A 12,217-nucleotide genomic window follows, 5' to 3' on the forward strand; every position below is an offset into this window, starting at 1 on the left:
CAAGCCGGCCGCGGCGCCTCAGGGCGCCGCGGCCGACTGCTTGCCCCCGTATCGTTGAACACGCCGAGCCGTACCCGTCACCGTCGATGCAGAGAGGCGCCGAGCAATGGTGCAGATCAAGACCCCCGAGCAGATCGCGAAGATGCGCGAGGCGGGCCTGGTGGTCGCTGCCATTCACGCCGCCACCCGTGAGGCGGCCGTCCCCGGGGCCACCACGCACGACCTGGACCAGGTCGCCCGCAAGGTGATCGCCGACCACGGCGCGAAGTCGAACTTCCTCGGGTACGGCGGGTTCCCCGCGACCATCTGCACCTCGGTCAACGAGGTCGTCGTCCACGGCATCCCGGACGAGAAGACGGTCCTGAAGGACGGCGACATCATCTCGATCGACGCCGGCGCGATCGTGGACGGCTGGCACGGCGACGCGGCGTACACCGCGTTCGTGGGCACCGGTCACGCACCGGAGCTGGTCGAGCTCTCCCGGGTGACCGAGGAGTCGATGTGGGCCGGGATCGCCGCGATGAAGGTGAACAACCGCCTCGTCGACGTCTCCCGGGCGATCGAGTCCTACATCCGCCGCCAGCCCCGCCCGGCGACCGGGAAGTACGGGATCATCGAGGACTTCGGCGGCCATGGCATCGGCACCGAGATGCACATGGACCCGCACCTGCTGAACTACGTCTCCCGCAAGCGCGGCAAGGGCATCAAGCTGGTCCCGGGCGTCTGCCTGGCGATCGAGCCCATGGTCTCCCTCGGCACGGCCCGGACGGAGACCCTGAGCGACGACTGGACGGTCATCACGACGGACGGCACCTGGTCCTCGCACTGGGAGCACTCCATCGCCCTGACGGAGCAGGGACCGCTGGTCCTGACCGCCCCGGACTGCGGCCGGGCCAAGCTCGCGGAGTACGGCGTGACGGCGGCTCCCGACCCCCTCGGGTGACGCAACCCCTCCGGCAGGTCTAAGGATCACCGGCAGTGGGCAAACTTGACGGATTCGTCTTTTGGAGTCCGCTGACGTAGACTGACTCGTCGGCTCTCGTGCATCAGTGTGCCCGCATACGGCGCACCGATGAAACAGGAGCCGATCAAGGTAGCCGATTCGAAAGGCGAAGCGTGGCCAAGAAGCAAGGTGCCATCGAGATTGAGGGCACCGTGATCGAGTCCCTCCCGAACGCAATGTTCAAGGTGGAGCTCCAGAACGGTCACAAGGTCCTGGCGCACATCAGCGGCAAGATGCGGATGCACTACATCCGCATCCTCCCGGATGACCGGGTCGTGGTGGAGCTCTCTCCGTACGACCTGACGCGTGGCCGGATCGTCTACCGCTACAAGTAGATCTTGCCGGCACCCCGTTTCGGCGGGTGATGGCACTGACCCGGAGAACCTGACATCCCATGAAGGTCAAGCCGAGCGTCAAGAAGATCTGCGACAAGTGCAAGGTGATCCGCCGTCACGGTCGGGTCATGGTCATCTGCGACAACCTGCGCCACAAGCAGCGCCAGGGCTGACGCACGACCACCTGCATCTCGCAGTTCTTCGCGCGACGCACGTAATACGTACATACGCAGAGCCCGTCCAAGCCACGGCTGACGACACCTCCGGCGGGGGCCGGAGACCCGGACGTACCACTGCTCCACAGGAGCGGTCGGCGGTCGGGAGTGGCCCTGCGGAAGACCCCCGAAATAACAACTGGAGCCATTGAATGGCACGCGTTTCAGGTGTTGACATCCCGCGCGAAAAGCGCGTGGAGGTTGCCCTCACCTACGTCTTCGGTATCGGGCGCACCCGGTCCAAGGAGATCCTCGCCTCCACCGGCGTGAACCCGAACACCCGCGTTCGCGACCTGGCCGAGGAAGACCTCGTCAAGATCCGCGAGCACGTGGACGCCAACCTCCGCACCGAGGGTGACCTCCGCCGTGAGGTCCAGGCGAACATCCGCCGCAAGGTCGAGATCGGCTGCTACCAGGGCATCCGCCACCGTCGTGGCCTGCCCGTCCACGGTCAGCGCACCAGCACGAACGCGCGTACCCGCAAGGGCCCGCGTCGCGCCATCGCCGGTAAGAAGAAGCCGGGCAAGAAGTAGTCCTCAGCGGACGCACTGCGGACCTCCGGTTCTCCGGAACCCGCAGCAACCAGCGGTCTTCGCTGTAGGACCGATCACCTCCCCTCTCCATCTGGAGTCAAGACATGCCCCCCAAGGGTCGTCAGGGCGCAGCCAAGAAGGTGCGTCGCAAGGAAAAGAAGAACGTCGCTCACGGGCACGCCCACATCAAGAGCACGTTCAACAACACCATCGTCTCGATCACGGACCCCTCGGGCAACGTGATCTCCTGGGCCTCCGCCGGCCACGTCGGCTTCAAGGGCTCGCGCAAGTCCACCCCCTTCGCCGCGCAGATGGCCGCCGAGTCGGCCGCCCGCCGCGCGCAGGAGCACGGCATGCGCAAGGTCGACGTCTTCGTCAAGGGTCCCGGCTCCGGCCGTGAGACCGCGATCCGCTCCCTCCAGGCCACGGGCCTCGAGGTCGGTTCGATCCAGGACGTCACCCCGACGCCGCACAACGGCTGCCGTCCGCCGAAGCGTCGCCGCGTCTGACCCGTCACGGCCGGTGACGGCCGTGCGTCAGTAGCGTCAGGTCCGGGCGGTACACCTCTTACGGGGCGTACCGCCCGTACCCTTGTTACATCTGTCGGGCATCAAATAGTGGGTGCCCACGACTGAAGGATCACCGCATGCTTATCGCTCAGCGTCCGTCGCTGACCGAAGAGGTCGTCGACGAGTTCCGCTCCCGGTTCGTGATCGAGCCGCTGGAGCCGGGCTTCGGTTACACCCTCGGCAACTCCCTCCGCCGCACGCTCCTCTCCTCGATCCCCGGTGCCGCTGTCACCAGCATCCGGATCGACGGTGTCCTGCACGAGTTCACCACCGTGCCGGGCGTCAAGGAGGACGTCACCGACCTGATCCTCAACATCAAGCAGCTGGTCGTCTCCTCGGAGCACGACGAGCCCGTCGTGATGTACCTGCGCAAGCAGGGCCCGGGTCTGGTCACCGCCGCCGACATCGCGCCCCCGGCCGGTGTCGAGGTGCACAACCCCGACCTCGTTCTCGCCACGCTCAACGGCAAGGGCAAGCTGGAGATGGAGCTGACCGTCGAGCGCGGTCGCGGCTACGTCTCCGCCGTCCAGAACAAGCAGGTCGGCCAGGAGATCGGCCGCATCCCGGTCGACTCCATCTACTCGCCGGTGCTCAAGGTCACGTACAAGGTCGAGGCGACCCGTGTCGAGCAGCGCACCGACTTCGACAAGCTGATCGTCGACGTCGAGACCAAGCAGGCCATGCGTCCCCGTGACGCCATGGCGTCGGCCGGTAAGACCCTGGTCGAGCTGTTCGGTCTGGCGCGCGAGCTCAACATCGACGCCGAGGGCATCGACATGGGCCCGTCCCCGACGGACGCCGCGCTCGCCGCCGATCTCGCCCTGCCGATCGAGGAGCTCGAGCTCACCGTTCGGTCGTACAACTGCCTCAAGCGCGAGGGCATCCACTCCGTGGGTGAGCTCGTGGCCCGTTCCGAGGCGGACCTGCTCGACATCCGCAACTTCGGCGCCAAGTCGATCGACGAGGTCAAGGCGAAGCTGGCCGGTATGGGCCTCGCGCTCAAGGACTCGCCTCCCGGCTTCGACCCGACCGCCGCCGCCGACGCCTTCGGTGCGGACGACGACGCGGACGCCGGTTTCGTGGAGACCGAGCAGTACTGAGTCGCCTCCCGGCTGGGGGTGCCCGGTTTTGAGGGTCCCCCGGGCCGGGGCTGAGGCTTTGTCCTCAATCGCCGGACGGGCTTGAATTTGGCTGATGTCCGGCGTGAACGTCGGGCGGGCTTGAATGCCGTCCGGCACTTATGACTTCCGGGAGGCGTCCGCCTCGCGGGAACTGACACCGGTACCTGATACGGCCGGTGCAGCACACAAGGAGAATCACCATGCCGCGTCCCGCAAAGGGTGCCCGTCTGGGCGGCAGCGCCGCGCACGAGCGTCTGCTCCTCGCCAACCTGGCGAAGTCGCTGTTCGAGCACGGCCGCATCACGACGACCGAGGCCAAGGCCCGTCGCCTGCGTCCGGTCGCCGAGCGCCTCGTCACCAAGGCGAAGAAGGGCGACATCCACAACCGTCGCCTGGTGCTCCAGACGATCACGGACAAGAGCATCGTCCACACGCTCTTCACCGAGATCGCTCCCCGATACGAGAACCGCCCCGGTGGTTACACCCGTATCACCAAGATCGGCAACCGTCGTGGCGACAACGCCCCGATGGCGGTCATCGAGCTGGTCGAGGCGCTGACCGTGGCCCAGCAGGCCACCGGTGAGGCCGAGGCCGCGACGAAGCGTGCGGTCAAGGAAGACGCCCTCAAGAAGGACGAGGCCCCCGCGGCCGAGTCCGTCGAGGACGCCAAGCCGGCCGACGACGCGGAGTCCAAGGACGCCTGAGCGTTCTAGCGACCACGGGACGGGTCCGCATCACCCTTCGGGGCGGTGCGGGCCCGTTCTGCTGAGCAGGCTGAGCAGGGGTAGGGAGAGGAGACGCGGTGAGTGACGAGGCTGAGCCCGGGTTCGTACGGGTACGACTCGACCTGTCCTACGACGGCAAGGACTTCTCCGGCTGGGCGAAACAGACCAGCCGGCGCACGGTGCAGGGCGAGATCGAGGACGCGCTGCGGACCGTGACGCGCTCGGCGGTGACGTACGACCTGACGGTGGCGGGCCGCACGGACGCCGGGGTGCACGCGCGCGGCCAGGTGGCCCATGTGGACCTGCCGGAAGCGGTGTGGGCCGAGCACGAGGAGAAGCTGCTGCGGCGGCTGGCGGGCCGGCTGCCGCTGGACGTACGGATCTGGCGCGCGGCCCCCGCTCCGGCCGGGTTCAACGCCCGGTTCTCCGCGCTGTGGCGTCGTTACACCTACCGGGTGGGCGACCGGCCCGGCGGGGTCGACCCGCTGACCCGGGGTCATGTGCTGTGGCACGACCGGCCGTTGGACGTGGACGCGATGAACGAGGCGGCCGCGCTGATGGTGGGGGAGCACGACTTCGCCGCGTACTGCAAGAAGCGTGAGGGTGCGACGACCATCCGTACGCTCCAGAAGTTCGGCTGGGTACGGGATCCCGACTCCGGGGTCCTCAGTGCGACCGTGCAGGCGGACGCGTTCTGCCACAACATGGTGCGGGCCCTGATCGGGGCGGCGTTGTTCGTCGGCGACGGGCGGCGGCCGGCCGGCTGGCCCGCCGAGGTGCTCGCCGCGAAGGTGCGCGACCCCGCGGTGCACGTGGTGCGGCCGCACGGGCTGACGCTGGAGGAAGTGGCCTACCCGGCCGACGACTTGCTGGCGGCCAGGGCCGTGGAGGCCCGGAACGTGCGGACGTTGCCGGGGGCGGGCTGCTGCTGAGCGCTGTTGCGCGGCGAACTCCCGGGCGGGTCCCGGGAGTTCGGCGTGCGCGTCAGCCGTTGGGCTCTGCGACCGCCTGGGAGGCCTGGAGCTGGCCCCGCCGGTGAATCTGGTGGAAGGTGAAGTTCGTCAGGTCCTTGTTGACCGCGTAGACGTCCTTGTCTGCGGTGGTGACCCGCTTGCCGTTCACGAAGCCGCCGACGGTGAAGTAGGCGTAACGGCCGTAGGAGTTGGTGGTGCGCAGGCAGACCGTGCCGCCCCGGCAGAAGGTGTCGACGCCCCCGCCGCTGAGGGAGGCGAGGCCGCCCGAGGCCTGGTCGACGGTCTTCTTCGCGCGGGCCTCCGTGTCGAAGACGGCGATGCCGACCGTGAAGGCCACCCCGTCCTTGCGGTAGGTGGCCCGGATGAGCTGGGTGCAGCCGTTGTTCGCGAGGACCGAGCCGAGGGCGCCCTGGGTGCCCGTCGCGCAGTTCGCGGCGCTGCTCGTCGCGCCCTTGAAGTGGACGCGGTCGCCCATCGTGAGTTTCTTGCCGGGGAAGAACCCGTCGACGGTGATCGGCGCCTTGTCCTTCTTGGCGCTGGATATGTAGTCCTTGGGGTCCGGCGGGGGCGGCGGTGCGACCGAGGAGAAGGAGGGCGCGGGGGCCGAGGTGTCCTCGGGGAGGTCGGCGGGTGCGGGCAGTTGGCTCGCGTTCTTGTCCGCCTTGCCGGTGCCGCCGCCGTTCGACGTGACCACGGCGGTCGTCACGATCGCGCCGATCGCCACGGTGGCCAGCACGCCGCCGCCGATCATCAGCAGTTTCTTCCGGCGGGCGCGCGCCGCGGATTGATCCGCCAGCGCCGCCCAGTCCGGAGTCCCGTCGCCCCCGGGCCCCCAGGAGGCCCCCCCTTGCCCAAAGCTCATGCGCGCAGTTTAGGGCTATCGGTAAACCGGTTGGGCCTGGGCTTCGCGGACCGTGACAATGCTCTGTATGGGACATCTCGAAGCAGGCCACCTGGAGTACTACCTACCGGACGGGCGGGTGCTGCTCGGCGACGCCTCGTTCCGGGTGGCCGACGGGGCCGTCGTCGCGCTCGTCGGGGCGAACGGCGCCGGCAAGACGACGCTGCTGCGGCTGCTGGCCGGTGAGCTCCAGCCGCACGGCGGCACGGTCTCGGTGAGCGGCGGGCTCGGCGTGATGCCGCAGTTCGTGGGCTCGGTGCGGGACGAGCGGACGGTGCGGGACCTGCTGGTGTCCGTGGCCCAGCCCCGGATCAAGGAGGCTGCGAAGGCCGTCGACGCGGCCGAGGAGCGCATCCTCACCGTCGACGACGAGGCCGCGCAGATGGCGTACGCGCAGGCGCTGAGCGACTGGGCGGAGGCGCGCGGGTACGAGGCCGAGACGGTCTGGGACATGTGCACCACGGCCGCGCTGGGCGTCCCGTACGAGAAGGCACAGTGGCGCGAGGTGCGCACGCTCAGCGGCGGTGAGCAGAAGCGGCTGGTGCTGGAGGCGCTGCTGCGCGGGCCCGACGAGGTCCTGCTCCTCGACGAGCCGGACAACTATCTGGACGTCCCCGGCAAGCGGTGGCTGGAGGGGAAGCTGAAGGAGACCCGTAAGACGGTCCTCTTCGTCTCCCACGACCGGGAGCTGCTCTCCCGGGCCGCCGAGAAGATCGTCAGCGTCGAGCCGAGCGCGGCGGGCAGCGATGTGTGGGTGCACGGTGGCGGCTTCGCCACGTACCACGACGCCCGCAAGGAGCGGTTCGCCCGCTTCGAGGAGCTGCTGCGGCGCTGGCAGGAGGAGCACGCCCGGCTGAAGGCGCTCGTCCTGCGGATGCGGCAGCAGGCGGCGAACAGCCCCGACATGGCGAACCGCTACCACGCGATGCAGACGCGCTTCAAGAAGTTCGAGGAGGCGGGCCCGCCGCCGGAGCCGCCGCGCGAGCAGGACATCAGGATGCGGCTGCGCGGTGGGCGGACCGGGGTGCGGGCGGTGACCTGCAAGAACCTGGAGCTGACCGGGCTGATGAAGCCGTTCGACCTGGAGATCTACTACGGGGAGCGCGTCGCGGTCCTCGGCTCCAACGGGTCCGGCAAGTCGCACTTCCTGCGGCTGCTGGCGGGGGAGCCGGTGGCGCACACGGGGGAGTGGAAGCTCGGGGCGCGGGTCGTGCCGGGGCACTTCGCCCAGACGCACGCGCATCCGGAGCTGCTCGGCAAGACGCTGGTGGAGATCCTCTGGACCGAGCACGCCAAGGACCGGGGCGGGGCGATGTCGGTGCTGCGGCGGTACGAGCTGGAGCGGCAGGGGGACCAGGACTTCGAGCGGCTGTCGGGTGGGCAGCAGGCGCGGTTCCAGATCCTGCTGCTGGAGCTGGCGGGCACGACGGCGCTGCTGCTGGACGAGCCCACGGACAACCTGGACCTGGAGTCGGCGGAGGCGTTGCAGGACGGGCTGGAGGTGTACGACGGCACGGTGATGGCCGTCACGCACGACCGGTGGTTCGCGAAGTCGTTCGACCGGTATCTGGTGTTCGGGTCGGACGGGGTCGTGCGGGAGACGTCTGAGCCGGTGTGGGATGAGCGGAGGGTTGAGCGGGTGCGGTGACCTTGGCGGTCGGGGGTCGGCGGTCGGCGGTCGGCGGGCGGGGGTGAGGTGGTGGGTGCGGTGCGGGTGCGGGGTGCCGTGCGGCGCCGTTGCGGGGACGCTGCCCCCGGGCCCCCGCGCCTCAAACGCCGGCGGGGCTGGATGTGTGCGGCCGGGCTGGAAAAGATCGCCTCAAGCGCCGGCGGGGCTGGGAGGGTGCGGCGGGGCTGAAACGGTCGCCTCAAGCGTCGGCGGGGCTGGAACGGTCGCCTCAAGCGTGAGAGGGCGCGGCGGGGCGGAGGAGGCGCGCGGGGCTGGATGGGTGCGGGGTCGTTTTGACCCGGCCGGGGGCTCCCCGGTAGGGTTCAGGTTTGTTATACGTATTGGCTTCGTCGTTCTCACGCGAAGGGCCTTACGTAGGTTCCCTGGAGCAGTTACCAGTGGCTCGCATACGGGCAGCGTCCCCGGCATTGTGAGCCCCAGCTGCATGATCGCTTCAGAGGTGCCGTGTGTCTGGATCCCATCCACTGAAGAAGCGAAGGCTGCGAAGTGCGTACGTACAGCCCCAAGCCCGGCGATGTCACGCGCCAGTGGCACATCATTGACGCTCAGGACATCGTCCTGGGCCGTCTTGCCACCACGGCTGCGAACCTCCTCCGAGGCAAGCACAAGGCGATTTACGCCCCCCACATGGACATGGGCGACTTCGTCATCATCATCAATGCCGACAAGGTTCACCTGTCCGGCAACAAGAAGACCCAGAAGATGGCGTACCGCCACTCGGGCTTCCCGGGCGGTCTCCGTTCGGTGCGCTACGACGAGCTCCTCGCGAAGAACCCCGAGAAGGCCGTCGAGAAGGCCATCAAGGGCATGATCCCCAAGAACACCCTGGGCCGTCAGATGATCTCGAAGCTCAAGGTCTACGCGGGCGACCAGCACCCGCACGCTGCTCAGCAGCCGGTCCCGTTCGAGATCACCCAGGTCGCGCAGTAGTTCCGGCCACCCCCTAAGACATACAGAAAGATCTGAGGAGAATCGTGGCCGAGACCACTGTTGAGACGCCCGTCGAGGGCACCGAGGCCACCGAGGGCGAAGAGACCTTCGCCGAGGTGACCACCTTCGAGTCGGAGGTCCCCGTCGAGGGTGAGTACACCTCCGAGTCGCTCGCCGGCCGCTTCGGCGACCCGCAGCCCGCGGCCGGCCTTGGCCGTCGCAAGAACGCCATCGCCCGCGTCCGGATCATCCCGGGCACCGGCAAGTGGAAGATCAACGGTCGCACCCTTGAGGACTACTTCCCCAACAAGGTGCACCAGCAGGAAGTCAACGAGCCCTTCAAGGTTCTCGAGCTCGACGGTCGCTACGACGTCGTGGCCCGCATCTCGGGTGGCGGTGTCTCCGGTCAGGCCGGTGCCCTGCGCCTCGGTGTGGCCCGCTCGCTGAACGAGGCGGACGTGGACAACAACCGCGCCACGCTGAAGAAGAACGGCTTCCTCTCCCGCGACGACCGTGCGGTCGAGCGCAAGAAGGCCGGTCTCAAGAAGGCCCGTAAGGCCCCGCAGTACAGCAAGCGCTAAATATCGCCTGCTCGACTGTCACGTTCGCCCCGGCGGCACACTCTGTGCTGCTGGGGCGTTCGTTTATACGCCCTCGCGGGCGTATAACGGCATAAGACGTTCATCGGCCCGCACGGGACCGCGGGCCCGGTGAGCGCCGTCGCGCATCTCGCAGGTCGGTCGCGCCATGCCATCCGACGTGCCCTTTTGCGTTTTTGCGTTGCTTTCGTTGCATGCGTTGTTTGGTTGCTCAGTTCGTTTGCTGTGCAGTGGTTTGTGGTTTCGGAGCACTTCGGAGGACACCAGTGGGACGACTCTTCGGTACGGATGGAGTACGCGGTGTCGCCAACGCCGATCTGACGGCCGAGCTCGCGCTCGGCCTCTCGGTCGCGGCGGCGCACGTCATCGCCGAGGCGGGCGCCGTCGCGGGCCATCGCCCGACCGCCGTGGTCGGACGTGATCCGCGGGCATCCGGAGAGTTCCTGGAGGCCGCCGTCGTGGCGGGCCTGGCGAGCGCGGGTGTGGACGTGCTGCGCGTCGGCGTGCTGCCGACGCCCGCCGTGGCGTATCTGACCGGCTCGCTCGGCGCGGACATCGGCGTGATGCTCTCCGCCAGCCACAACGCGATGCCTGACAATGGCATCAAGTTCTTCGCGCGCGGCGGCCACAAGCTCGCCGACGAGCTGGAGGACCGGATCGAGACGGTCTACGAGCAGCACCGCACCGGTGCGCCGTGGAGCCGCCCGACCGGCGCCGGCGTGGGCCGGGTCACCGACTACACGGAGGGCTTCGACCGGTACGTCGCCCACCTCATCGGCGTCCTCCCGAACCGCCTCGACGGCCTCAAGGTCGTCCTGGACGAGGCGCACGGCGCCGCCGCCCGGGTCTCGCCCGAGGCGTTCGCGCGGGCCGGGGCCGAGGTCGTCACCATCGGGGCGGACCCGGACGGCCTGAACATCAACGACGGCTGTGGCTCCACCCACCTGGAGCTGCTGCGCGCCGCCGTCGTCGAGCACGGGGCCGACCTCGGCATCGCGCACGACGGCGACGCCGACCGCTGCCTCGCCGTGGACGCGGCGGGCGAGGAGGTCGACGGCGACCAGATCCTCGCCGTGCTGGCCCTCGCGATGCGGGACGCCGGTCAGCTGCGCAAGGACACCGTCGTCGGCACCGTGATGTCGAACCTCGGCTTCAAGCTGGCCATGGAGCGCGAGGGCATCCGGCTCGTCCAGACGGCGGTCGGCGACCGGTACGTACTGGAGTCGATGAAGGCCGAGGGCTTCGCGCTCGGCGGCGAGCAGTCCGGGCACGTCATCGTCCTGGACCACGCCACGACCGGCGACGGCACGCTGACCGGCCTGATGCTGGCGGCCCGCGTCGCCGCCACCGGCCGGGGCCTCGCCGAGCTGGCCGGGGTCATGCAGCGCCTGCCGCAGGTCCTCATCAACGTGCCCGACGTCGACAAGACCCGGGTGAACACCTCGTCCGAGCTGGCCACCGCGGTCGTCGAGGCGGAGCGCGAGCTCGGCGAGACCGGGCGTGTCCTGCTGCGCCAGTCGGGTACGGAGCCGCTGGTGCGGGTCATGGTCGAGGCCGCCGACATCGAGCAGGCGCGGGCCGTCGCGGGCCGGCTGGCCGATGTGGTGAAGTCCGCGCTGGGCTGAGCCCCGGCCGTCCGACCCGGTGCACGGGTCACCCGCGTACGGAGGCCCCGGCGTGCTCGCCGGGGCCTTCTGTACACGCCGGACCTTCCATGGGGCCCGTAGGTTTCGCCGAAAACAACGCTGAGCGGCTGCGGCCCGGCTCCGAGGATGAAGCAGGGCAAGCCGCAGCGTGTGCCCGCCGAGGGGTGCCCGGAGCGCGGGCCTGGTCACCGGCAGAGAGCGCGGACGCGGACGGTGTCGTCCTGTGGTCGCCCCGGCGTCCGCCGCGCGGGCGAGCCCGGTCAACCCGGCGGCGGATGCTGAGCACCCACTCCGCACGCGAAGATCGACAACGTCGGATCTCGTCGGGGAGGGCACACATGACCACGCGGCCCAGGGCCACAGCAGTAGCGACGGCAGCCGAGACATCGGTCGGCGCACCGGCCGTCCGTAAACCCGTCGAGTCCGTTCCCCGCTGGGCGGTCCGGGTGGCCCATGCCATTCCGCTGTGTGTCCTGCCATCCGGGTTGTGGCGTGTTGCGCTCGTGCTGGGCCTGGCCGGCTACGACGCGGACTTCCCGTGGGCGGTGTGGGAACGCCCGTACGTGATCGGGCTGTCCGTGGTCTCCGAAGGGCTCGCGCTGCTCGCCCTCGGGCTGGTGCGACCTTGGGGCGAAGTCGTCCCGCGTTGGGTGCCGAGGCTGCGCGGCAGACGGATCCCGATCCCGGCGGTGGTCATTCCGGCCGCACTCGGGGCAGCGCTGATCATGATGCTCTGCGCGTACGGCGTGCTGAACCAGATCTTCGGTTTCGTGGAGCCGATGAACGATAACGGCGACGGCTTCCCTACCAGCGGTCCGGCCGCCTGGGCGCTGTGGACGACGTACGCCCCGCTCCTCGCCTGGGGCCCGCTCCTGGCGATCCTCACCGTCGCGTACCACCGACGCCGCCGGGCGAACGACGCAGATGTGCGCCGGTAACCTCAGCCGGCGGGCAGATGACCGGTACGGGTCTGCCC

Annotated in this window: 14 protein-coding genes; 13 read left to right on the forward strand and 1 reads right to left on the reverse strand. The window is 69.2% G+C overall.

Features of this window, described 5'->3' with window-relative positions:
* The first annotated feature begins 106 nt into the window (after positions 1-106).
* From map to truA, 8 genes are all read left to right on the forward strand, one after another.
* The gene (map, locus tag ACIQPT_RS10060; protein ID WP_124264595.1) at positions 107-943 is read left to right on the forward strand and encodes a type I methionyl aminopeptidase; all 837 of its coding nucleotides are present in this window, start codon (positions 107-109) and stop codon (positions 941-943) included.
* 173 nt (positions 944-1,116) lie between these two features.
* Positions 1,117-1,338, forward strand: coding sequence for a translation initiation factor IF-1 (infA, locus tag ACIQPT_RS10065; RefSeq protein WP_003956442.1), 222 nt, complete (start codon positions 1,117-1,119; stop codon positions 1,336-1,338).
* Positions 1,339-1,397: 59 nt separating this feature from the next.
* A complete protein-coding gene (rpmJ, locus tag ACIQPT_RS10070; RefSeq protein WP_003956441.1) occupies positions 1,398-1,511 on the forward strand; it encodes a 50S ribosomal protein L36 in 114 nt (37 codons plus the stop codon).
* A gap of 194 nt (positions 1,512-1,705) precedes the next feature.
* Entirely contained in the window at positions 1,706-2,086 is a 381-nt protein-coding gene (gene rpsM / locus ACIQPT_RS10075; protein WP_003966938.1) for a 30S ribosomal protein S13, read from the forward strand.
* Between the two features lie 104 nt (positions 2,087-2,190).
* Positions 2,191-2,595 carry a 30S ribosomal protein S11 gene (gene rpsK, locus ACIQPT_RS10080; protein WP_003956432.1) on the forward strand — a complete coding sequence of 135 codons (405 nt, stop codon included), beginning with the start codon at positions 2,191-2,193 and terminating at the stop codon, positions 2,593-2,595.
* A 137-nt stretch (positions 2,596-2,732) separates the two neighbouring features.
* Positions 2,733-3,755, forward strand: coding sequence for a DNA-directed RNA polymerase subunit alpha (locus ACIQPT_RS10085; RefSeq protein ID WP_003966937.1), 1,023 nt, complete (start codon positions 2,733-2,735; stop codon positions 3,753-3,755).
* A gap of 221 nt (positions 3,756-3,976) precedes the next feature.
* Entirely contained in the window at positions 3,977-4,480 is a 504-nt protein-coding gene (gene rplQ / locus ACIQPT_RS10090) for a 50S ribosomal protein L17 (RefSeq protein WP_018960210.1), read from the forward strand.
* Between the two features lie 98 nt (positions 4,481-4,578).
* The gene (gene truA, locus ACIQPT_RS10095; RefSeq protein ID WP_401154498.1) at positions 4,579-5,433 is read left to right on the forward strand and encodes a tRNA pseudouridine(38-40) synthase TruA; all 855 of its coding nucleotides are present in this window, start codon (positions 4,579-4,581) and stop codon (positions 5,431-5,433) included.
* 52 nt (positions 5,434-5,485) lie between these two features.
* Here the strand turns inward: truA and ACIQPT_RS10100 are convergent, their stop codons facing one another.
* Entirely contained in the window at positions 5,486-6,337 is an 852-nt protein-coding gene (locus ACIQPT_RS10100) for a hypothetical protein (protein ID WP_401154500.1), read from the reverse strand.
* Positions 6,338-6,404: 67 nt separating this feature from the next.
* Here ACIQPT_RS10100 and ACIQPT_RS10105 point away from each other — a divergent pair, with 67 nt between their 5' ends.
* The 5 genes from ACIQPT_RS10105 to ACIQPT_RS10125 all read left to right on the forward strand — a co-directional run bounded on the left by ACIQPT_RS10105 (position 6,405) and on the right by ACIQPT_RS10125 (position 12,179).
* Positions 6,405-8,024 carry an ABC-F family ATP-binding cassette domain-containing protein gene (locus ACIQPT_RS10105; RefSeq protein ID WP_401154501.1) on the forward strand — a complete coding sequence of 540 codons (1,620 nt, stop codon included), beginning with the start codon at positions 6,405-6,407 and terminating at the stop codon, positions 8,022-8,024.
* A gap of 528 nt (positions 8,025-8,552) precedes the next feature.
* Positions 8,553-8,996 carry a 50S ribosomal protein L13 gene (gene rplM / locus ACIQPT_RS10110; protein WP_007453147.1) on the forward strand — a complete coding sequence of 148 codons (444 nt, stop codon included), beginning with the start codon at positions 8,553-8,555 and terminating at the stop codon, positions 8,994-8,996.
* Positions 8,997-9,040: 44 nt separating this feature from the next.
* On the forward strand, positions 9,041-9,577 hold the full coding sequence (rpsI, locus tag ACIQPT_RS10115) for a 30S ribosomal protein S9 (RefSeq protein WP_401154503.1): 537 nt from the start codon (positions 9,041-9,043) through the stop codon (positions 9,575-9,577).
* Between the two features lie 284 nt (positions 9,578-9,861).
* Positions 9,862-11,220 carry a phosphoglucosamine mutase gene (gene glmM, locus ACIQPT_RS10120; RefSeq protein ID WP_401154505.1) on the forward strand — a complete coding sequence of 453 codons (1,359 nt, stop codon included), beginning with the start codon at positions 9,862-9,864 and terminating at the stop codon, positions 11,218-11,220.
* Positions 11,221-11,579: 359 nt separating this feature from the next.
* Positions 11,580-12,179 (forward strand): hypothetical protein, encoded by a 600-nt coding sequence (locus tag ACIQPT_RS10125; RefSeq protein WP_401154507.1) that lies wholly within the window; start codon positions 11,580-11,582, stop codon positions 12,177-12,179.
* The last annotated feature ends 38 nt before the right edge of the window (positions 12,180-12,217 follow it).

Origin of the sequence: Streptomyces sp. NPDC091289 (assembly GCF_044757365.1) — a bacterium.
GTDB lineage: Bacteria > Actinomycetota > Actinomycetes > Streptomycetales > Streptomycetaceae > Streptomyces.

What these genes read in the sequence shown, in the direction of transcription:
- ACIQPT_RS10125 (WP_401154507.1), top strand. Translation starts at nt 11,580, where the DNA reads ATGACCACGCGGCCCAGGGCCACAGCAGTAGCGACGGCAGCCGAGACA.
- map (WP_124264595.1), top strand. Translation starts at nt 107, where the DNA reads ATGGTGCAGATCAAGACCCCCGAGCAGATCGCGAAGATGCGCGAGGCG.
- ACIQPT_RS10085 (WP_003966937.1), top strand. Translation starts at nt 2,733, where the DNA reads ATGCTTATCGCTCAGCGTCCGTCGCTGACCGAAGAGGTCGTCGACGAG.
- rpsM (WP_003966938.1), top strand. Translation starts at nt 1,706, where the DNA reads ATGGCACGCGTTTCAGGTGTTGACATCCCGCGCGAAAAGCGCGTGGAG.
- ACIQPT_RS10105 (WP_401154501.1), top strand. Translation starts at nt 6,405, where the DNA reads ATGGGACATCTCGAAGCAGGCCACCTGGAGTACTACCTACCGGACGGG.
- ACIQPT_RS10100 (WP_401154500.1), bottom strand. Translation starts at nt 6,337, where the DNA reads ATGAGCTTTGGGCAAGGGGGGGCCTCCTGGGGGCCCGGGGGCGACGGG.
- rpmJ (WP_003956441.1), top strand. Translation starts at nt 1,398, where the DNA reads ATGAAGGTCAAGCCGAGCGTCAAGAAGATCTGCGACAAGTGCAAGGTG.
- rplQ (WP_018960210.1), top strand. Translation starts at nt 3,977, where the DNA reads ATGCCGCGTCCCGCAAAGGGTGCCCGTCTGGGCGGCAGCGCCGCGCAC.
- rpsK (WP_003956432.1), top strand. Translation starts at nt 2,191, where the DNA reads ATGCCCCCCAAGGGTCGTCAGGGCGCAGCCAAGAAGGTGCGTCGCAAG.